Here is an 18,739-nt window from a genome sequence, read left to right as displayed (position 1 = left end):
AGACGTCCTGATAGTTTGCTGTTCGTGCAGGTCAGGAGGGCTGTGGACGGTCGCCGGATGCGCGGTGAGCAGCGGCGGAGCGAACTGCTGCGGGCGACGCTGACCGTGATCGAGCGCGACGGGGTCGCAGGTGTGAGCCATCGCGCGGTGGCCGCGACGGCGGATGTGTCGGTCGCGTCGATCACGTATCACTTCGCGACGCTCGACGAGCTGCTGGTCGCGGCGCTGGGGTGGGCGGCCGAGGATCTCGCCGCCGAGCTGCACGGCTGGGGGAGTGAGCTGGGGGCGCGGCCGGCGGACGAGCTGGCGCGGTTGATCGAGCACAGCGTCGTACGGCGGCGCGGCCGGACGCTCGCGTTGTACGAGCTCTATCTGTACGCCGCTCGCCGTCCGGAGCTCCGCGACGTCGCCCAGGCCTGGTTGGAGCCGTTGACCGAGATCGCCCGGGCCTTCACCGCCGATCCGCAGAAGGCGCGGCTCCTGGTTGCGGCGCTGGACGGTCTGCTGATGCAGGCACTGATCGGTAGCCGACAGGTGGACCGTGCGGACCTCGCCGCTTTATTGGAGGTGCTGAGGTAGGCGGTGCCGGGTAGGGTCGCGAAGGAACTCGCCATCGGGAGGTCCGGGTGTCTGACCCCGCAGTTCAGCCACTGTTCGCGTCGGCTGTCCGCGCCGTACGAAAACTGCAAGATCTCGGCGATCCACTGCCCGCCGATGTGGTCACCCAACTGTTCAAGCTGGAGAGCAGCTCGCTGAGCGAGGCGGAGCGGCGCAGCCAGCTCGAGACCTTGCTGCGGCCGTACGTCTTGGTGGACGTGTCGATCGACGAGCAGGGGATCGCTGTTTGTGCACCGGGCGCCGCGCCGCCGCGACTGGTCCAGCATGGCTGGCGCAGTTTCCTCGTGCGGGTGGCGAACCCGCACCGGATCGCCGCCACCTTGAGCGCGTCGCCCGGCGGCGTGTACGGCGTGATCGACTACCAGAGCCACTCCGCGCGGATCGCGTTGCACGACACGCTGACCGTCGTTCCACGGATCAAGGACGCCTGGCTGGACGCGGCCATCGCCGCACCGAAAGAGCTGTCCGGCCTCGAGGTCGAGTACAAGGTCATCAGCCTGTACAGCCGCGAAGGCGGCGTCCAGTCGGGTGGCGTGTCGCTCTTCGCCGCGGACGAGCACAACCACCACAGCCTGAGCCGGTCGCCACTGGGGTTCGCCGGCTTCCGGACGAACTTCGAGTTGCGCGAGTACGCCGCGTCGTTCGATTTCGACTGTGCACCGGCGCGCGACATCCGGCTGGACATCCGTGAGCCCGACGGCCGGAGCTGCATGGCCGCGATCACGGTTCGCGACGCGCAGGGACGCTCGTACCCGTCCAAGGCGATGCGGCTGGCGCCGGACATGTTCTTCCACGAGCACGTCTACCGCGCGACCGGCGAAATGATCCGGCTGCCCGAGGGGCGGTACGAGGTCTCGGCGATCCGCGGGCCCGAGTATCGACAGGTATTGCTCGAGGCTGACGTCGACGCGGGAACCGAGACGGTTCCGATCACCCTCGACCGCTGGGTCGATCCGGCCGGCCACGGCTACTACTCGGGCGACCCGCACATCCACGCCGGCGGCTGCTCGCACTACAACGTCCCGAGCGAGGGCGTCACGCCCGAAACGATGATCCGGCATGTCCGCGGGGAAGGCCTCTGGCTCGGCAGCGTGCTCACCTGGGCGCCGTGCTACTACCACCAGAAACAGTTCTTCAGCGGTGAGTCGATCAGTCCGCCGGCTGAGCTGGAATATCCGGCGATGCAAGCCGCACAGGGCATGACGTGGACTCCACAGCCGACGGACCGCGATGCCGAGAGCGCGTTGCGGTACGACGTCGAGGTGTCCGGGTTCCCGTCCAGCCATTCCGGTCACTTGATCCTGCTCGGGCTCACCGACCAGGACTACCCGGGAACCAGTCTGATCGAGGACTGGCCGTCGTGGAACCTGCCGGTCCTGCGCTGGGCGAAGGAGCAGAACGCACTGGTCGGGTACGCGCACTGTGGAGTCGGTCTGTCGGTCGGCACCGAGGAGCTGCCCAACTACATCGTGCCGTCGTTCCAGGGCATCGGCTCCAACGAGATCATCGTCGACGTACCTCACGGGGCCGCCGACTTCCAGTGCGGCGGCCAGTTCGCGCCCGCGGCGGAGCTGAACATCTGGTACCACCTGCTCAGCGTCGGCTACCGCACCCTCATGCTCGGCGAGACCGACTATCCGTGCATGTACGACGAGGGCCCGGGAGTCGGGCGTACGTACGTCCGACTGGCCGAACCGCCGGCCGGTCCGCAGGCGATCGAGGCATGGACCAGCGGTCTGCGGGAGAGTGCGTCGTACTTCGGTGACGGTCGCAGTCACGTGTTCGACCTGGCCGTCGACGGTGACGTCAGCCGCGAGCAGTCGCTCGACACGTCCGGCCCGGTGCGGGTCAGCGCGACGGTCGCCGCCTGGCTGCCTGAGCAGCCGCCTCCACCGCCGGCCGGGCGTCCCGTCTACAGCGCTCCAGTCGGCTGGCATCTCGAGCGGTCCCGGATCGGCACGTCCCGCGCTGTCGAGGTCGAGGTCGTGCTGAACGGTGTCGTGGTTGCGTCGCAGGAGCTGGTTGCCGATGGCACCGAGCAGGAGATCGCGTTCGACGTGACGGTCGAGCGCTCGTCCTGGCTTGCGCTGCGGATCCTGCGCAGCGTGCACACCCAGCCGATCTTCGTCGAGGTCGACGGCCGGCCGATCCGGGCCTCACGCCGCAGCGCTCAATGGCTGCACGACTCCGTCGACCAACTGTGGAAGGTGAAGTCGGGGTTCATCCGGGAGAGCGAGCGGGATGCCGCGCGGCAGGCGTACGACGAGGCGCAGGCAAGCTACCTGTCGAGGCGAGAAGAATGCGAGGCCGACTGATGCACCACGCACCTGCAATCGGCTGTTGCGGGCCGGTCGAGACCGACGCGCCGCTGGCGGTGACCATCAACCCGGAGGCGCGGGTCAACGTCGCCCGCAGCGGCGCGCCGATCGGCACCTTGACGCCAGGTGAATGGCACACGCTCGCCGTGACGGTCGTCAACGACGGCTTCGTCACCGGCCCGTTGGCCATCGAAGCGGAGCCGGTCAGCGGGCTCCGACTCGAGCTGCCGGCTCACGAACTGACCGGTGAGCATCGCCAGGAGACGGCCTTCCGGGTCCGGCTCGACGCGCCCACCGTTGTGGACGTGACCCTGACCTTCCGCGCTCTCGGCGCGCTTGGTGGTCTCGCCAACCACAGCACCGTCAATCTGCTGCTGTCGGCCCGCGCATGAGGTAGCGCGGAAGCTACCCGCGCTGGGGTGCCTGAGCCAGGGCGACCAGGAGCTTCTACCTGTTGGGTAGGAGGATGCTGAGGTTGTCTGTGGGTGCGGTGCGGACGAGATGGCATCTATTCGCGGGCGCGGTAGCGGCGGTCGCGCTCGGCGTGGGCCTGGTGCAGTCAGGCCTGCAGATGCTCGCGGCCACCGATCGACCAGCGCTGCCTGCCGGACTGTCGCCGTACGACCGCGCCCGGGTGCGTGAAGGGTACGTCGGAGCCGCGACGCTGCTGGGGATGTCGGTGATGCTCGCGGTGTTTCTGACAGTCTTCATCGTCAGTACGACATTCGGCTTCACGGTCGTGCAGCGGCGGCGGGAGCTGGGCCTGCTGCGGCTGGTCGGCGCACAGCGTGGCTACCTGTGTCTGATGCTGGTGACGGAGGCCGGACTGCTGGGCCTGATCGGGACTGTGGTCGGTGCGCCGCTCGGACTGCTGGGGACCTGGGCGCAGTCGTGGCTGCTGATCAAGCTTGGGATGCTGCCGTCCTGGTTCGATGCGCCGTGGGATCAGGGGGCGGTGTGGGCGGCGATGATCGTCGGCGTGAGCACGGCGCTGGCCGGAGTACTCGCGGCAGCCTGGCGGGCGTCTCGGATCAGCGCGCTCGAAGCGCTCACCGAGAGCCGTGCCGCGCAGCGGGTGATGACCGGCTGGCGATGGTTCTGGGGGCTGTCGGCCGGGTTCTGCACGGTAATGCTGGTGATCGCCGCGCAGGCCGCGCGTGATCTGGTCGCGGCGCTGATGATCGGTCTGGTCGTGATGATCACTGGATCGGTCGCCCTCAGTCAGCTCAGCCCGATCGTCGTACCGCTGGCCGGTCGCCTGCCCGCGGCCGTCCTGCGCGGCAACCTGATCGCCGACCTCGCCCGGGCGGGAGTCCTCCATGCGGTACGGCGAAGCTCGGCAACGGCGGCGCCGTTGATCGTGCTGGTCGGACTCGTGGTCGGGTTGTGGGGGACGTTCGGATCGTTGGCGAAGGCGGTCGGGGTGGAGCAGGAGCGACTCATCACCGCGGACCTGGTCGTCGATCACGCGATACAACGCGGGCCGGACATTGCGGTCGCGTCGCGACAGACCGCCGTACCGATCACTGTCACCCGGGGCAGGACGACGGTGTACTCGGAGGGGATCGGGATCGATCCGGCGGCGTACCTGCAAACCCACAAGCTGCGGCCGCGCACGGGCTCGCTGGATCGGCTGACCGGCCGGACGATTGCCATCGGTCCCGGAATGGCGGCCGAGGGCTACAAACTCGGATCAACGCTGAAGATTGCCTTAGGCAATAGAACTGTTGTCGCCAAGGTCGTCGCGATCATGCCGGAGACGCTCGACGTCAGCGAGAACTTCTTCATCCCCAGGACCCTGCTGCCCGCAGGCGGCCGGACCGAGACGTTGGTGAAGGTTGCACCGGGCATCGAACCGAGCCGGGTGGCGGCCGGGTTCGACGGCAAAGTGCAGACGGTCGGAGAGTGGGCCGAAGATCGTGGCGCGGCGCAGCAGCGGAGCAACTCCGGTCTGTTCGCCGCGCTGATGGGGCTGGCCGGGATCTTCGCGGCTGTTGCCGTGGTCAACGCGGTGGTGATGTCGACGGCCGACCGGCGACGGGAGTTCGCGCTGGCCCGGATGGCCGGGCTGACTCGCGCACAGGTCGTCACGGTTGCTCTCATCGAGTCTGCAACCGTCGTGATCGTCGGCGTACTCCTCGGATCTCTGGTCGCCGCAGCCGCGCTGGCCGGCATCGCCGCTGGCCCGTACGGCCTTGCAGCGTTGGCGATTCCCTGGCGCTTGCTCGGCCTGATCTTCGGCGCGGCGCTCATCGTCGTCGGTGCGGCCGCGGCGTTCACCGCGCACCAGGCGACGAGGCCGCAGCCGGTGTCGTTGCTAGCGGCTCGCGAATGACGTCTCGCCGGCCCGGCACATGCTGAGCAGGACCAGGTGGTGGAACGGGCGGATCAGGTTGTAGTAGAAGCGCCCGACGGGTCGCAGGTACTTGACCAGCGTGACGACCTTGAATTCCGCTGGCCGTCCGTTGTCCGTGATGATCGCCAGCCAGGCGACCAGATGGTTGTCGGAGACCTTCAGCAACAAGTAGTGATCTTCCTCGCCGCGCACGACGGTGAAGAACGAGGCGGGATCACCCGGGGTGAAACTCACCGTCTCCGGCCGCAGTCGAAACGAGTCGGGGACGGCGGTCTCCAGCCGGAGCGCCCAGGCCAGCAGTATCCGGACACCGAACAATGCCTTGATCCACAGCGGTCCATGGCCGAGTGCGCCGGCGGTGAACTCGCGCAGTGACACGGCACCGCGAGCGGTCTTCACATCGATCACGTCGACGATGGGCAGTAGGTCATCCAGCTCAGGCAAGTCGGTGCGGGTCGGCATGGCGACTCCTCTAGTCGATGGACGCGAGACGCAGGGTCAGTGCGTAGATGTCGCGCAGGTCGTCCTTGGCGATGGGCGGCAGCACCTGCTCGGCGCCGATCAGGATCAGATAGAGCAGTTGCGCGAACCGGTCCGGATCCAGGTCGGCCTTCACTCCGTGGCACAGCTCCTTCAGGTACGCCGTCCGCGCCCGGTCCACCCGCTCCTGCGCAGCCCGTACTTCGGGATCCTGGAGGGCCCACGCCCGTACGGCGATCTCGAGACCGGCACTGTCCGGGTCCGACATCACGAAGCGCAGGAGGTGCTGCAGCTTCGCCGCCGGCTCCGCGTCGGGCTGACGCTCGACCGCGTCGATCAGCCGGGTGGTGAACTGCGCCTCGAAGTACTCCAGGAGCGCCGTCCGGTAGCCGGCGGCGCCCTTGAAGTGGTGGTAGTACGAGCCCTTGGTGACACCGAGCTTCCCGGTCAGCCGCTCGATCGTCACCGCCGGCGCACCTTCGTCCGCCAGCAGCTCGAGGCCGGCGTCCAGCCATTCCGTCCGGGTCACCATGCCGGAAACATACCATACCGTTTGGTATGGTCAATCCAGGGTGACCTTCTCGCCGAAGAGTTCGACCGAGGTGAGGTACAGGTCGCCTTCGCGGACGTGGAGCGTTCGCTCGACCGTGTCGAAGGTGCCGAACGCGTCGCCCGTCGACCAGAAGATCCGTCGTACGCCGGGAGTCCGCGGCGCGAACCGCATCACCCCGGTCCGTCCGTCGTAGTCGAAGCCGGTCAGCGCGATCACCGCACCCCAGCTCGCCATCGCCCGCGCGTAGTGGTGACCGCACTCCGCCTCGTCGAACGGGTTGCGCCGCTCCCCGTCGTACCGGGCCCGGATGTCGGCGATCACCGTCAGCCCCTCGTCGACCAGGCCTTCCGCGATCAGGCCGACCGCGAGGATGTGCTCGAACCCGGTCATCACCTCGCTGAAGTACGGGAACGGCCGCTCGGGCCGGTTGCCGCGCGGATAGCTGCACATCAGGACGGCGGACTCGTCGCCCAGCACGTAACTGCGCATGTGGTTGAAATGCCCGGAGAACCCGGAAAGCCCGTTGTGCTTCAGGATGCTGCGCAACGTCGTCACGACCCGGTCCGGATCGAGCAGGGTGCCGAGTTGGGTCAGCCGAGCGAGGTGCTGCCCGACCAGTTGATCGACGAGGCAGCCGTCGCCCAGTTGCAGCACGGGATGGGTCGGATCCGCGGCGCCCATCCGTTCGCGGAGGCCGGGTGCGATGTCGTCCGCGGACACCGGCGGGCGGATCTCGTGCCGGTAGTACTCGCCGTTGAACAGGTGCTCGTCCATCCACGCACTGCCGTTGTCGAAGAGCTTGCGGCACTCCGTCGCGAGGTCGTCGACGCCGAGGTAGCCGGCCATCTCCTCACCCGCGCGCAGGGCCGCCAGGTACCAGGACTGCATCTGCGGGTTGGGTCCGTAGTACTCGACGTCCATCGTGTTGTGCTGGCAGCCCTCCATCACGCCGTCACGGTCGGCATCCCACCCGCCGGGGATCCAGCAGAACTCGAGCGCCCGCCGGGCCGCGGGCCACAGCGAACGCAGCAGCTCGTCATCGCCGCTGAGCCGCCAGTCGCGATACAGCTTGATCAGGCACCCGAGCTGACCATCGGCGGCGGCGACTCGCCAGTCGGTCGCGCTGGTCTCGAGGGGGAGGCCGACCCGGAAGCTCATCAGCCCTTGATCATCTGTCGCGTGGGCGAACTCGACCTCACGCATCGAGCGCGCGATCTGACCGAAGAGGAAGGGTGTGGCTTGCTCGTAGTTCCACACATGCGTGCAACTGCCGAAGCAGCTGCCTTCGTGGTCGGAACATCCTTCCCATCCGAAGAACCGCCCGTCCGGGGTCCGGAAGACCGTCTGGGTCCGCAACGTGCTCAGGTTGAACAGCGCGGCCTCGTGAACCTGCGCGGGCAGGTCGCTGCCGAGGAAGTCCGTGACGAAGGCGACGGTACGACGTTCCAGCTCGTCGAGCTGCGCTGCGAAGCGGCAGAGCATGGTCCAGACGTCGTCGATCAGCGTCGTGTAGTAGTTGCCGACGATGGCGGGTTTCTCCCAGGCGCGCCGGTTCGGGAAGTGCCAGCCCAGGAGGAAGGTGAAGCGCTCGGTCGCGCCCGCGGCGACGGTACGGCGGTCGGCCACCGACGCGATCGGGGTCGCGGACTCGCTCGTACGCTCGTCGAGCCGGCCATCAGCGCTGAAGTCGTCCCAGAAGTCGAGCAGGCTGGCGCCCCAGGTGCGATCCGCCCAGCCGGTCCGGCGGCTCACATCCTGGCCGTCGAGCACTGCCAGCGCGATCGAGCCGTACTGCTCCGCGGCGGGATCGACCTCGCGGCTGCGCAGCAGCACACCGTCCGCGCGGACTTCCGGTCCGCCGGTGACGGTGGTGTTGTAGTTGCCCGCAGCAACGTCTGTGGTGCCGTCCCGGCCGATGAAGTTCTGCAACGATCCGGCCAGCGACACGGTCAGCGGCTCGGTTCCGCGGTTCGTCACGACGAAGCGCAGTACGGCGACCGGCCAGGAGCTCGCCTCGACGTCGGTGGGGACGAGCGGGTTGAACGCCTCCAGGTCCACCTCGACCGGTACGTCGTCGTCGCGGAGTTCGAGCCGGCCGAACGGGTACGCCGTACTGAAGGTGGCCTCGCGGAAGCGGGGGAGGCCGTGGTTCTGGGCGGCGCTGCCGTGGGCGCCTTCGTACTCACTCAGGTCGAGTGGGCCTTCGACGGCGCGGGTGGTCACGCTGCCGTCGCCGGATTCGGTGCGGATCGCGAAGAACGCCGTACCGGGGTGGAAGCCCTTGGCCGGGCGGTTCACGATCTCCCAGTCGCGGAGGTTGCCGCGGCCGCCGAGGGAGACCGTCCCGGTGCCGATACCACCGAGCGGGAGCGCGATCCGGCGGAGGTGGCGGCCGGTGTACGTACGAAGCTGGGGCCAGGTCGTCATGTGACCCGACCCTAACCGCCGCGGCCGCCGGAGAAATCGATCTCCGGCGGGTCGGGTAACCGATCGGTCAGGCGTCGGCGGTGGTGAGTGCCTGCGCCTCGACCGCGGAGTGGTTCGCCGGGATGCGCAGGTGGGACAGCGGCTTCCATACATAGGAAACCTATGTATCTCCATCGTTGGAACGGTGAACCACATCACTGTCGAGATTCGTGCTGAGGCTGGTCTGGCGGGCGCGGGGGGCTTCGATGTCGGGGACGTTTTCCTCGGCCCAGAGCCGTACGGCGCGGAGCGGTACGAGGAGCGAGTGACCCAGTGGCGTCAGGTCGTACTGGACGTGCGGTGGGTTCTCGTCGTACTCGTGCCGGCTGATCAATCCGTCGGCTTCCAGGGAACGGAGGGTCTCGGTCAGGACCTTCGGAGTGATGCCCTGGATGTGGGACCTCAGTTCGGTGAAGCGGCGCGGCCCGTCGGCGAGCGCGTTGACCACGAACACGGTCCACCGGGCGCCGATGCGGTGGAGCACTGTGCGACTCGGACAGGTCGCCGCCATCACGTTGTACGCCCGTGGGGACCCCAGTTCCGTTGAAGATACCGGTATCAAATCCATACCGTTGCACCTGATCCTACGAGAGGGAGTGACACACATGGAGCGGATCCTGGTCATCGGCGGCGCACGGGCGCTCGGGGCGGCCGTGGCGCGGCGGGCGGCGGAGAAGGGGTACGAGGTGGTGATCGGGGCGCGTGATCTGGCCGCGGCGCAGTTGCTCGCCGGCGAGATCGGCGCGACCGCGATCCACATCGATCTGCAGGACGAGACGACGATCGCGGCTGCGGCCGATCGGCTGGCCGACGGAATCGACCACATCGTGACGACCGGTTCGGCGCCGCACGATGTTCGTGCGGTCGAACTGGATCGCGACAAGCTGGTGGGAGCGGTCACGGCGAAGGTGATCGGACCGATGCTGGTCGCGAAGCACTTCGCGAAGGTACTGCGGCCCACCGGGTCGATCGTGCTGTTCTCCGGCGTCGTCGGGTGGCGGCCGGGGCCGGGCTCGCTCGTCAAGGGTGTGACGAACGGCGCGGTCGAGTACCTCGCTCGCCACCTCGCCGCGGACCTCGCTCCGGTGCGGGTCAACGCGATCTCGCCCGGGGTCGTGGACTCCGGCGCGTGGGACCGGCTCGCCGACAAGAAGGCCGGCCTGCTGAGCAAGAGCGCCGCCGGGACTCTGGTGGGACGGCACGGCGAGACCGAGGATGTCGTCGACACGGTGATGTGGCTCCTCCGCGCCGGCTTCATCTCCGGCGAAACGATCCACCTCGAAGGCGGTGCTCGCCACAAGACCGCCTGACGGCCCCAGCACGTGCCTGGGCCTCAAAGCTCCTGGGCGATGGTTGCGGCGGCTTCGGCGGGGCCGTTCGCGGCGGCGTACAGCTTCTGGATTTGTTCGGCGGCCTCGGCGTGGGTGGGGTTGTCGAGCATCTGGGTCGTCAGGGGGGCCAGCGTGCCGGGGCGGGCGCGGCGGGCGGCGCCCAGGCGTTCGACCAGGGCGACGTTGAGGTCCTGTTCGATGTGGAGGGGGATGCCGAGGAGTGGGGTGCCGCCGGCCATGGCAGTTTGAACGCTGCCCTGGCCGCCGGTGGTGATCGCCAGGTCGACCTGTGGCATCACCAGATGACTGGGCAGGACTCCCTCGATCAGGATTCGGTCGGTGGCCAGGTCGCCGAGGTCGTGGATGGTGCCGGCGACCAGGATTCGTACGTCGAGCCGGCTCAGCTCGGCGATCGCCGTACGGACCTGGGTGGGCGGGGTCGAGGTCATGGCGAGATAGATCGTCGGGCCGGGGCGGTCGAGGAACTTCTGCACCCTGGCTGGGATCGGGAGGTCCAGTTGTGCGAACAGCGGGCCGACCGCCGCGAGACGCGCGCCGGCTCGGTTGCCCTTGCCGGGTGTCCAGGCGGCCAGTTCGGCGGCGGAGATTCCGAGCACTTCGGGGATCTCGGGGACCAAGGACAGGTCGCCGAGCAGGAGAGCGGCCAGGCTCGGGACTCCTTCTACGCCGAGCTCCGCGGCGACCCGGTTGAAGCCGCCGCAGTACGCCGTGATGCGGTTGGGGGTCCGATTGACGAGGAAGCGGGCCAGCCAATCGGGTGCATGCTTCAACCGTGGATCCACCGGCCGGGTCGGCGCCGGTAGCAGGCGATGCTCGAAGACCGGCGGTACGAAGCTGCCCGCGTGTTCCGTGATCAGCCGTACGCCGGCCAATCGCGACGAGAGCAACGTGGTCAGGGTGAATCCGGTGACGGCGACCGTGATCCCCTGGGTCCGGAAGTACTCGGCCTCCGCCGCGACGTACATCCGGATCTCGGCGTCGTCGTACATGCTCTGCCGGGGATCGCCGAGGCCGACGGCCGAGCCGACGAAGGCGGCCGCGCGTGCGGCGGAGAGTCCCGGTCCGAGAACGTCGTACCCGATGCCGGCCTCGGCCAGCAGGCGTTCGTGGGGGCCGCCGTGGGTGGCGACGCGGATCTCGATGCCGAGCTGGGTGAGGGCGCGGTGGAGCTCGAGCATCCGGGAGGTCTCGGACAGGTAGGCGCAATGCGGCAGTAGGCAGATCACGGTTGCCTCCTTGGAGAGTGATAGGTAATATATTGCCTATGTCGTCAGGGGGCAAGGGCCGGAAGCTCTTCGGGATCGGCGCGGGCTCGGAGCTGGCGCCGTCGGTGCGGGCGTTCCGGACCGCCCTGATGCTTGCGCAGAAACTGCGCTACCAGATGGACGAGCGACTGCGTGCGGACGGGCTCACCACGCAGCAGGCCGCGCTGATCACCGCCGTCAAGGCGATGGGGAAGCCGTCGCTCGCGGAGGCCGCGACCGCGCTCGGGAGCACCCATCAGAACGTCGCCCAGATCGTCGCGGCCCTGCAGCGCAAGGAGTTGCTGCAGGTCGAGCCGGATCCGGCGGACCGGCGCCGCAAGTTGCTGTCGGCAACTAACAACAGTGCCTCGTACTGGCGGGAGCGGGACGCGGGGGACATCGCCGCGATCGACGACTGGTTCGCGGACCTGAGCCCGGCCGAGCTCGAAACGTTCTGCGACCTCGCCGACCGCGTGATCGCCAGAGTCAACCATGCTTAAGGCGGCGCTGGGCAGCACCGCGTTCTTCTTCGCGGCGCCGTGCGTGGTGGGCGGCGTCGTGCCGTGGTGGGTGAGTGGGTGGGCGGCGCCGCGGTTCTGGCCGGGCTTCGTCGTGGTGGCGGCCGGTGCGTTCGTCGTACTGCGGGCGTTCGTGCGGTTCGTCCGGGAAGGGCGTGGCACGCCGGCGCCGGTGGCTCCGACGGAGGAGTTGGTCGTGGGCGGCGACTATCGCTTCGTCCGCAACCCCATGTACGTGGGTGTGGTGACCGCGATCCTCGGGCAGGCGCTGGTCTTTCTCGACCCGTGGGTGCTGGCGTACGGCGTACTCGCGTGGGCCGTGATGGCGTCGTTCGTGCGCTTCTACGAGGAGCCCGTACTGCGGGAGCGGTACGGCCGGCAGTACCAGGAGTACTGCCGGACGGTGCCCGCGTGGGTGCCCAGGTTCGGAAGAGGCTGAGCGAGATCGGGCCGGGCAGAACTCCGGAGGCTTTCCCTCATTGATCGGGTGAATGGTGCGTCGACGGCGTTGTAGGTTGACGCAATGGACAAGCGCTTTCTCGGTCGGACCGGGCTGGAAGTCAGTGAGCTGTGCCTTGGCACGATGACCTTCGGCAGCGAGACCGACCAGTCGACCGCCCACAAGATCCTGGATGATTTCGTCGCCGCGGGCGGCACCATGATCGACACCGCGGACACGTACTCCGCCGGTGTCTCCGAGGAGATCATCGGCAGCTGGCTGAAGACCAGGAACCGCGACGACCTGGTGATCGCGACCAAGGTGTACGGCGAGGCCGGCCCCGGACTCCCGGTCCGCGGGGCCGGACGCAAGCACATCCTCGCCGGCGTGGACGCGAGCCTGCGGCGGCTGCAGACCGACTTCATCGACCTGTACCAGATCCACGTCTTCGATGACGCGACTCCGCTCGAAGAGACGCTGACCACGCTCGACACCCTGGTCACCAGCGGGAAGGTCCGCTTCATCGGTGCCAGCAACCTGACCGGGTGGCAACTGCAGAAGGCGATCGACCTCTCCCGTCACCACGGCCTGGAGCCGTACGTCTGCCTGCAGCCGCTCTACAACCTGCTCGACCGCGACGCCGAGCTCGACCTGATCCCGGTGTGTCAGAACGAGGGCGCCGGCGTGATTGCCTGGAGCCCACTGGCCGGCGGCTGGCTGTCCGGCAAGTACACCAAGGACGCGGGTGGCCCGCCGGCCGGCAGTCGCAGCAGCCAGGCTGACTGGGACAGCCACGACAACGATCGGACCTGGCGGGTGCTCGACGCCCTCCGCGCGGTCGCGGCCGAGGTCGATCGGACGCCCGCCCAGGTCGCCCTGCGGTGGGTGATGCAACGGCCGGGACTGACCGCGCCGATCATCGGGGCGCGGACCCCGGACCAGCTCGCCGACAATCTCGGCGCGACGGGATGGAGCCTCGACGACGAGCAGTTGCGCCGGCTGACCGAGGCGGGCGACGGTCCGCTGCCGTATCCGCACAACATCCTGCGCCTCCCACAGTTCGTCCGCCGCCCCAGCTGACCGGAGCACTCGGCCTCAGGGCGCAGCACCCCGGGTGCTGCGCCCTCTTCTTGCCCGAACCACGATGTGGTTCGTCGTCCGCGACGTACTGCGTGATCTCGAGAGCGACGGCGAGTTGTCGCGGCGCGGTGAGCTGATCATGCAGTCGCCGACCGTGGTCTATCAGCTGATGATGTCCAGCTTCGACGACGAGCGGCAGCTGACCGCCGCCCTGGCCGACCGGATGGGCGAACCGGATGGTTCGGTCCGGGTGGCGCTGATCGTCGGCGCCGCCGGCGCGGCCTGCCGGGTGGCGATGGAACTGCACAAGAACGCCCCGGACCGGTCCGTCCGTGAGCTCGTCGACGAGGCTTTCCACTTACTTGCTCAAGGCATCGATCCTGCCTTCGGGCCGGATCACCGCAACCAGAAAGGTCACTCATGACAACGACCTCTTCGCCCACGCCCGAGTCGGTGCCGGGTGAGGTCACTGCCACTGACCCGGCCGCCGTCCTGACTCCGCGGCAGACCGTACAGGCCATCTCCGGCCTAATGATGGGCATGTTCGTGGCGATCCTGGCCGGCACCGTGGTGTCGACCGCGCTGCCGCGGATCATTCACGACCTGGGGGCGAGTCAGTCCTCCTACACCTGGGTCGTCACCCTCGAACTGCTCACGATGACGGCCACGGTGCCGTTGTGGGGCAAGCTCGCCGACCTCTACAACAACAAGCTGCTGGTCCAGCTGTCGCTGGGCTTCTTCGTGATCGGCTCGCTGGTCGCCGGCTTCGCTCCGAACATCGAAGTACTGCTGGGCAGCCGGGTTCTGCAGGGCCTCGGCGCCGGCGGACTGACCGCACTGGTGCAGATCGTGATGGCGGCGATCATCCCGCCGCGCGAGCTCGGCCGGTACTCCGGGATCTTCGGCGCGATCTTCGCCTCGGCGACGGTCGGTGGACCGTTGCTCGGCGGGTTCCTGGTCGACTCGCCGCTCGGCTGGCGGGCCTGCTTCCTGGTCGGCGTGCCGTTCGTGCTCGCGGCGATCGTGCTGCTGCAGCGCACGCTGAAGCTGCCGACCGTGCGCCGGGAGGTGAAGATCGACTGGTGGGGCGCGTTCCTGATCACTGCCGGGGTGAGCACACTGCTGGTCTGGTCGTCGTTCGCCGGTAACAAGTTCGAATGGGTGTCCGGCTGGAGCTTCCTGCTGGTCGCGGTGGCGCTCGTGGCGCTGGTGGCCGCCGTACTGGTCGAGCGCCGGCACCCCGAGCCGATCATCCCGATGGACCTGTTCCGCAACCGCACGGTGACGCTGGCCATCGTCGCCAGCGCGCTGGTCGGCGTGGCGATGTTCGGTGGCTCCGTGTTCCTGGCGCAGTACTTCCAGATCGCGCAGGGCTATACCCCGACCAAGGCTGGGCTGATGAGCCTGCCGATGATCCTGGGCATGATGGTCGCGTCCACGATCGCCGGTGGGCTGATCACGAAGTACGGCAAATGGAAGGTCTACCTGGTCGTCGGCAGCGTGCTACTACCGATCGGGCTGGCGCTGTTCGGCACGATCGACGCGCACACCTCGAAGTACATGCTGTGGGCGTTCATGATCGTCCTCGGGGTCGGCATCGGCCTGGTGATGCAGAACCTGGTGCTCGCCGCGCAGAACGACGTACCGGCGCGAGAGCTGGGCGCGGCCACCTCAGCGGTGAGTTTCTTCCGCAGCATGGGCGGCACCATCGGCGTCAGTGTGCTTGGTGCGATCCTGGCGAACAAGGTCACCGAGACGCTGAACCCGGGCGGCGCCTCGTCCGGCGGCAGCGGCGCGGTGCCGAACGTCGCCGAACTACCGGAGCAGGCCCGAGCCGTTGTCGAGAACGCGTACGGCGCGGCGACCGCGGACCTGTTCACGATGTCGGTGCCCTTCGCGGTGCTGGCGCTCGTCGCCGTCCTCTTGATCAAGGAGAAGCCCCTCCTCACCACCAGCGGAGCCGAGCGCCGCGCTCAGGAGGAACCTGACATCCTGGATGCATGATCGTTGCATTCAGCATCAGCCCTTCCGGCGGCGACGAGACCGGAGGTGTGAGCCAGGCGGTGGCCGAGGCCGTTCGCGTGGTCCGCGCCTCCGGTCTGCCGAACGAGACCAACGCGATGTTCACCAACATCGAGGGTGAGTGGGACGAGGTGATGGCCGTGGTCAAGCAGGCCGTCGACGCCGTTGCCGCGGCCTCGCCGCGGGTGAGTCTCGTACTGAAGGCGGACATCCGCCCCGGCTACACCGGCCAGCTCACCGCCAAGGTCGAACGTATCGAGCAGGAACTAGCCGACTGAGTTGAGGATGCCGATCACCTGGTCGTAGCGGTTCTCACGTTCCGCGTCACGCAGGATCCGGACCCGGTCGACCAGGATCTCGTCGGCGTCCGGGTGCGTCTGGAGCAGTTCCATCGTCTCGTCGAGGTACTCGTCCAGCGGCATCGCCCGCTCGTCGTCCTCCTGGTTCAGCAATGCGGTCCGGACGGCGGGCGGGACCACCTCGATCACCTGAAGCGGAGTGTTCGCGAGTTGCGCGCGCAAGCTCTGCGTGTAGCTGTGCACCGCGGCCTTGGTCGCGCTGTACGTCGGCGTCATCGCCAGCGGTACGAACGCCAGCCCGGACGAGACCGTGAGGATCGCGGGGTCCGCCTGCTTCAGCAGGTACGGCGTGAACGCGGTGATGGTGCGGATCGTGCCGAGCAGATTGATGCCGATCGTCTCCTCGCTGGTCGCGAGGTGAGCCGGGTCGTGCAGATCCTCGACCTGCATGATGCCGGCCATCGTCATCAGCACGTTCACGTCGTGGGCGCTGGTCACCTGCTCGAAGGCCCGGGCGATCGAGGCCGGGTCGGCGACGTCGAGCGCGACCCCCTCGATGCTGTCCTCGGCGGCGATCCGGTCCAGGAGGTCCTGACGCCGGCCGCTGATGATCACGGTGTTGCCGAGATCGCGGAACCGGCGGGCCAGACCGAGACCGAGTCCCGACGTACCGCCGGTGAAGAAGATCGTGTTGCCAGTCGTTTTCATGTCTCCAGGCTGCGATCGGATGCCGACGGCAACCAGGGTCGGCCCAGCCTCTGCTCGGCAAGCAGTGGATAACAGCCGCCCGTTCGCGACACTGGATGTATGGAGTACGCCGAACTGTCCGATTTCCTCCGCAAACGCCGCGAGGCCCTGCAGCCCGAGGATGTCGGGTTGCCGCGCGGCCGGCGCCGTCGTACGCCGGGACTCCGGCGCGAGGAGATCGCCGTACTCGCGTCGATGTCGACGGACTACTACAGCCGGCTGGAAGGCGGCCGGGGCCCGCAGCCGTCGGTGGAGATGCTGACGTCGATCGCCCGCGCGCTGCGGCTGACGCTGGAGGAGCGGGACCACCTGTTCGTGCTCGCCGGGCACGGTACGCCGCCGCGTACGACGCGGGCGTGTCACGTCGACCCCGGGATGCTGCGGATCCTCGACCGGCTGCAGGACACGCCCGCGATGCTCCTCAACCGGTGCGGCGAGACTCTCGCGCAGACGCCGGCGCACGTCGCGTTCGCGGGGGAGCTGACCAACTTCGAAGGGCTGGAGCGCAGCGAGGTCTACCGCTGGTTCGCGCATCCGGAGTCGCGGGTGCTCTATCTCGAGCCCGAGCTGTCCACCCACAGCCGGATGCTGGTCTCGATGCTGCGCTCGGTCGCCACCGTCGACGGGCCGAAGTCGTACGCCGCGACGATCGTCCGCGCGCTGCAGAAGCTGAGTCCGGAGTTCGCCGAGATCTGGGACGCGCACGAGATCGGTGTCGCACACAGCCGGACCAAGCACTTCCGGCATCCGGTGGTCGGCGAGCTCGATCTGTACTGCGAGGTGATCGACAACCGGGACCAGCAGCAGACGCTCGTGGTCTTCACCGCGGAACCCGGCAGCGAGAGCGCCGACAAACTGCGGCTGCTCGGTGTCTTGGGCAGTCAGTCGATGAGCTCTGGACAGGACTTTGATCCGGAGTTAATTTAAGTCCTGAAGTTTCATGATGTTCCGCACCGGAAAGGGCCGCCCCCATGCTTTCCGATCGCTTCCGCCTGCCTGCGTTCCTGCTCGCCTTCGTGCTGCTGGTCAGCACCCTCTCCGTCACGCCCGCGACTGCTCAGGTCCAGGCGAACTTCAACGTGCTCGCGTTCTACAGCGGCACCTGGGACGCCGCCCACATCGACTTCGAGAAGGAGGCGAACCAGCGCTTCCCACAGTTCGGGGCGCAGAACGGGTTCACCTACACCGCCACGAACAACTGGGACCAGCTCAACAACCTGACCGCTTCGCAGTACCAAGTGGTGATGTTCCTCGACGACTCGCCGCACACCGACGCGCAGCGCACCGGGTTCCAGCGCTACATGGACAACGGTGGCGCGTTCTTCGGCTTCCACGTGTCGGCGTACAACGATGCGAGTGGTGGCTGGCCGTGGTTCAACAACACGCTGCTCGGGACCGGGCGGTTCCAGTCGAACACCTGGGGACCGACCGCGGTCACGCTGAAGGCGGAGAACCGATCGCACCCGGCGCTGGTGAACACCGGCGCGACGTTCCAGTCGTCGGTGAGTGAGTGGTACAGGTGGCAGAACGACCTGCGGAACAACCCCGACATCCAGATCCTGGCGTCGATCGACCCGTCCAGCTTCCCGGTCGGCACCGATCCGAACCAGACCTGGTACAGCGGCTACTACCCGATCATCTGGACCAACAAGAACTACAAGATGATCTACGCGAACTTCGGCCACAATGCGATGAACTACGAGACCAACACCCGGCTCTCGTCGACCTTCGACAGCCCGGCCCAGAACCAGTTCATGATGGACGCGCTGAAGTGGCTGGGTGGCGCCGGTACGCCGCCGCCGGCGGATCAGCCGTCGCCGACCGCTTGGTACACGATCGCCAACAAGGCCAACGGAAAGTGCATCGACGCCCGCGCGGCCGCGACCGCCAACGGGACCGTGATCCAGCAGTACAGCTGCAACTCCACGCAGGCACAGCAGTTCCAGTTCCAGCCCACGTCCGGCGGCTTCACCCGGGTGAACAACCGCAACGACGCGACCAAGGTCATCGACGTGACCGGAGTGTCGGCCGCCGACAACGCCGGCCTGCAATTGTGGACCTACAGCAACGGCAACAACCAGCAGTGGCAGGCCGTCTCCGAAGGCAGCGGGTACTTCCACTTCGTCAGCCGCCTCAGCACCAAGTGCCTGACCGTCCCCAACGGCTCCACCGCCGACAGCACCCAACTCGTCCAACTCACCTGCAACGGCACCGCGGCACAGTCTTTCCAGCTGACGATTGCCTGAC

19 protein-coding genes are annotated in these 18,739 nt (G+C 67.9%); 13 read left to right on the top strand and 6 right to left on the bottom strand.

Features of this window, described 5'->3' with window-relative positions:
• Window positions 1–24 precede the first annotated feature (24 nt).
• The 4 genes from OG555_RS09760 to OG555_RS09745 all read left to right on the top strand — a co-directional run bounded on the left by OG555_RS09760 (window position 25) and on the right by OG555_RS09745 (window position 5,271).
• Window positions 25–579, top strand: a complete 555-nt coding sequence (locus OG555_RS09760) for a TetR/AcrR family transcriptional regulator (RefSeq protein ID WP_329482491.1) — start codon at window positions 25–27, stop codon at window positions 577–579.
• A 47-nt stretch (window positions 580–626) separates the two neighbouring features.
• On the top strand, window positions 627–2,933 hold the full coding sequence (locus tag OG555_RS09755; protein WP_329482490.1) for a CehA/McbA family metallohydrolase: 2,307 nt from the start codon (window positions 627–629) through the stop codon (window positions 2,931–2,933).
• Complete coding sequence (locus tag OG555_RS09750; RefSeq protein ID WP_329482489.1) at window positions 2,933–3,328, top strand: hypothetical protein; 396 nt, start codon at window positions 2,933–2,935, stop codon at window positions 3,326–3,328. The genes OG555_RS09755 and OG555_RS09750 overlap by 1 nt, the downstream gene beginning before the upstream one ends.
• A gap of 74 nt (window positions 3,329–3,402) precedes the next feature.
• The gene (locus OG555_RS09745) at window positions 3,403–5,271 is read left to right on the top strand and encodes an ABC transporter permease (RefSeq protein ID WP_329482488.1); all 1,869 of its coding nucleotides are present in this window, start codon (window positions 3,403–3,405) and stop codon (window positions 5,269–5,271) included.
• Here OG555_RS09745 and OG555_RS09740 read toward each other — a convergent pair.
• The 4 genes from OG555_RS09740 to OG555_RS09725 all read right to left on the bottom strand — a co-directional run bounded on the left by OG555_RS09740 (window position 5,254) and on the right by OG555_RS09725 (window position 9,275).
• Window positions 5,254–5,754 carry a DUF2867 domain-containing protein gene (locus OG555_RS09740; RefSeq protein WP_329482487.1) on the bottom strand — a complete coding sequence of 167 codons (501 nt, stop codon included), beginning with the start codon at window positions 5,752–5,754 and terminating at the stop codon, window positions 5,254–5,256. The two genes, OG555_RS09745 and OG555_RS09740, sit on opposite strands and share 18 nt — an antisense overlap.
• A gap of 10 nt (window positions 5,755–5,764) precedes the next feature.
• Window positions 5,765–6,304, bottom strand: a complete 540-nt coding sequence (locus OG555_RS09735) for a TetR/AcrR family transcriptional regulator (RefSeq protein ID WP_329482486.1) — start codon at window positions 6,302–6,304, stop codon at window positions 5,765–5,767.
• A 30-nt stretch (window positions 6,305–6,334) separates the two neighbouring features.
• Window positions 6,335–8,752 (bottom strand): GH116 family glycosyl-hydrolase, encoded by a 2,418-nt coding sequence (locus OG555_RS09730; RefSeq protein WP_329482484.1) that lies wholly within the window; start codon window positions 8,750–8,752, stop codon window positions 6,335–6,337.
• A gap of 160 nt (window positions 8,753–8,912) precedes the next feature.
• Window positions 8,913–9,275, bottom strand: a complete 363-nt coding sequence (locus tag OG555_RS09725; RefSeq protein ID WP_329482483.1) for a winged helix-turn-helix transcriptional regulator — start codon at window positions 9,273–9,275, stop codon at window positions 8,913–8,915.
• 121 nt (window positions 9,276–9,396) lie between these two features.
• Here OG555_RS09725 and OG555_RS09720 point away from each other — a divergent pair, with 121 nt between their 5' ends.
• Window positions 9,397–10,101 carry an SDR family NAD(P)-dependent oxidoreductase gene (locus tag OG555_RS09720; protein ID WP_329482482.1) on the top strand — a complete coding sequence of 235 codons (705 nt, stop codon included), beginning with the start codon at window positions 9,397–9,399 and terminating at the stop codon, window positions 10,099–10,101.
• Window positions 10,102–10,124: 23 nt separating this feature from the next.
• On the opposite strand, the gene OG555_RS09715 is transcribed toward OG555_RS09720, so the two are convergent.
• On the bottom strand, window positions 10,125–11,369 hold the full coding sequence (locus OG555_RS09715) for a glycosyltransferase (protein ID WP_329482481.1): 1,245 nt from the start codon (window positions 11,367–11,369) through the stop codon (window positions 10,125–10,127).
• Between the two features lie 38 nt (window positions 11,370–11,407).
• Between OG555_RS09715 and OG555_RS09710 the strand changes: the two genes are divergently transcribed.
• The 6 genes from OG555_RS09710 to OG555_RS09685 all read left to right on the top strand — a co-directional run bounded on the left by OG555_RS09710 (window position 11,408) and on the right by OG555_RS09685 (window position 15,724).
• Window positions 11,408–11,887 carry a MarR family winged helix-turn-helix transcriptional regulator gene (locus OG555_RS09710; protein ID WP_329482480.1) on the top strand — a complete coding sequence of 160 codons (480 nt, stop codon included), beginning with the start codon at window positions 11,408–11,410 and terminating at the stop codon, window positions 11,885–11,887.
• A complete protein-coding gene (locus OG555_RS09705) occupies window positions 11,880–12,344 on the top strand; it encodes a methyltransferase family protein (RefSeq protein WP_329482478.1) in 465 nt (154 codons plus the stop codon). The genes OG555_RS09710 and OG555_RS09705 overlap by 8 nt, the downstream gene beginning before the upstream one ends.
• Window positions 12,345–12,428: 84 nt before the next feature.
• The gene (locus tag OG555_RS09700) at window positions 12,429–13,424 is read left to right on the top strand and encodes an aldo/keto reductase (protein WP_329482477.1); all 996 of its coding nucleotides are present in this window, start codon (window positions 12,429–12,431) and stop codon (window positions 13,422–13,424) included.
• Window positions 13,425–13,458: 34 nt separating this feature from the next.
• On the top strand, window positions 13,459–13,848 hold the full coding sequence (locus OG555_RS09695; RefSeq protein ID WP_329482475.1) for an acyl-CoA-like ligand-binding transcription factor: 390 nt from the start codon (window positions 13,459–13,461) through the stop codon (window positions 13,846–13,848).
• The gene (locus OG555_RS09690) at window positions 13,845–15,428 is read left to right on the top strand and encodes an MDR family MFS transporter (protein ID WP_329482474.1); all 1,584 of its coding nucleotides are present in this window, start codon (window positions 13,845–13,847) and stop codon (window positions 15,426–15,428) included. The genes OG555_RS09695 and OG555_RS09690 overlap by 4 nt, the downstream gene beginning before the upstream one ends.
• Complete coding sequence (locus OG555_RS09685) at window positions 15,425–15,724, top strand: thiamine-binding protein (protein ID WP_329482473.1); 300 nt, start codon at window positions 15,425–15,427, stop codon at window positions 15,722–15,724. The genes OG555_RS09690 and OG555_RS09685 overlap by 4 nt, the downstream gene beginning before the upstream one ends.
• Here OG555_RS09685 and OG555_RS09680 read toward each other — a convergent pair.
• Window positions 15,713–16,453: an SDR family oxidoreductase gene (locus OG555_RS09680; RefSeq protein WP_329482472.1), complete on the bottom strand. Its 741-nt coding sequence runs from the start codon at window positions 16,451–16,453 to the stop codon at window positions 15,713–15,715. The genes OG555_RS09685 and OG555_RS09680 overlap by 12 nt on opposite strands.
• A 99-nt stretch (window positions 16,454–16,552) precedes the next feature.
• On the opposite strand from OG555_RS09680, the gene OG555_RS09675 reads away from it, so the two are divergent.
• Window positions 16,553–17,419 carry a helix-turn-helix transcriptional regulator gene (locus tag OG555_RS09675; RefSeq protein ID WP_329482471.1) on the top strand — a complete coding sequence of 289 codons (867 nt, stop codon included), beginning with the start codon at window positions 16,553–16,555 and terminating at the stop codon, window positions 17,417–17,419.
• 44 nt (window positions 17,420–17,463) lie between these two features.
• Window positions 17,464–18,738, top strand: a complete 1,275-nt coding sequence (locus OG555_RS09670; RefSeq protein ID WP_329482470.1) for an RICIN domain-containing protein — start codon at window positions 17,464–17,466, stop codon at window positions 18,736–18,738.
• Window position 18,739: the final 1 nt, after the last annotated feature.

The organism is Kribbella sp. NBC_01484, from assembly GCF_036227145.1.
Taxonomy (GTDB): domain Bacteria; phylum Actinomycetota; class Actinomycetes; order Propionibacteriales; family Kribbellaceae; genus Kribbella.
The sequence above is the reverse complement of the archived record's forward strand: the minus strand, read 5'-3'. Positions and strand labels throughout refer to the sequence as shown.

Bases quoted from the DNA above. Each gene is read 5' to 3' on its own strand.
- OG555_RS09740 (WP_329482487.1), bottom strand. From the start codon at position 5,754: ATGCCGACCCGCACCGACTTGCCTGAGCTGGATGACCTACTGCCCATC.
- OG555_RS09710 (WP_329482480.1), top strand. From the start codon at position 11,408: ATGTCGTCAGGGGGCAAGGGCCGGAAGCTCTTCGGGATCGGCGCGGGC.
- OG555_RS09685 (WP_329482473.1), top strand. From the start codon at position 15,425: ATGATCGTTGCATTCAGCATCAGCCCTTCCGGCGGCGACGAGACCGGA.
- OG555_RS09690 (WP_329482474.1), top strand. From the start codon at position 13,845: ATGACAACGACCTCTTCGCCCACGCCCGAGTCGGTGCCGGGTGAGGTC.
- OG555_RS09670 (WP_329482470.1), top strand. From the start codon at position 17,464: ATGCTTTCCGATCGCTTCCGCCTGCCTGCGTTCCTGCTCGCCTTCGTG.
- OG555_RS09735 (WP_329482486.1), bottom strand. From the start codon at position 6,304: ATGGTGACCCGGACGGAATGGCTGGACGCCGGCCTCGAGCTGCTGGCG.
- OG555_RS09700 (WP_329482477.1), top strand. From the start codon at position 12,429: ATGGACAAGCGCTTTCTCGGTCGGACCGGGCTGGAAGTCAGTGAGCTG.
- OG555_RS09720 (WP_329482482.1), top strand. From the start codon at position 9,397: ATGGAGCGGATCCTGGTCATCGGCGGCGCACGGGCGCTCGGGGCGGCC.
- OG555_RS09705 (WP_329482478.1), top strand. From the start codon at position 11,880: ATGCTTAAGGCGGCGCTGGGCAGCACCGCGTTCTTCTTCGCGGCGCCG.
- OG555_RS09675 (WP_329482471.1), top strand. From the start codon at position 16,553: ATGGAGTACGCCGAACTGTCCGATTTCCTCCGCAAACGCCGCGAGGCC.
- OG555_RS09730 (WP_329482484.1), bottom strand. From the start codon at position 8,752: ATGACGACCTGGCCCCAGCTTCGTACGTACACCGGCCGCCACCTCCGC.
- OG555_RS09680 (WP_329482472.1), bottom strand. From the start codon at position 16,453: ATGAAAACGACTGGCAACACGATCTTCTTCACCGGCGGTACGTCGGGA.
- OG555_RS09745 (WP_329482488.1), top strand. From the start codon at position 3,403: ATGCTGAGGTTGTCTGTGGGTGCGGTGCGGACGAGATGGCATCTATTC.
- OG555_RS09750 (WP_329482489.1), top strand. From the start codon at position 2,933: ATGCACCACGCACCTGCAATCGGCTGTTGCGGGCCGGTCGAGACCGAC.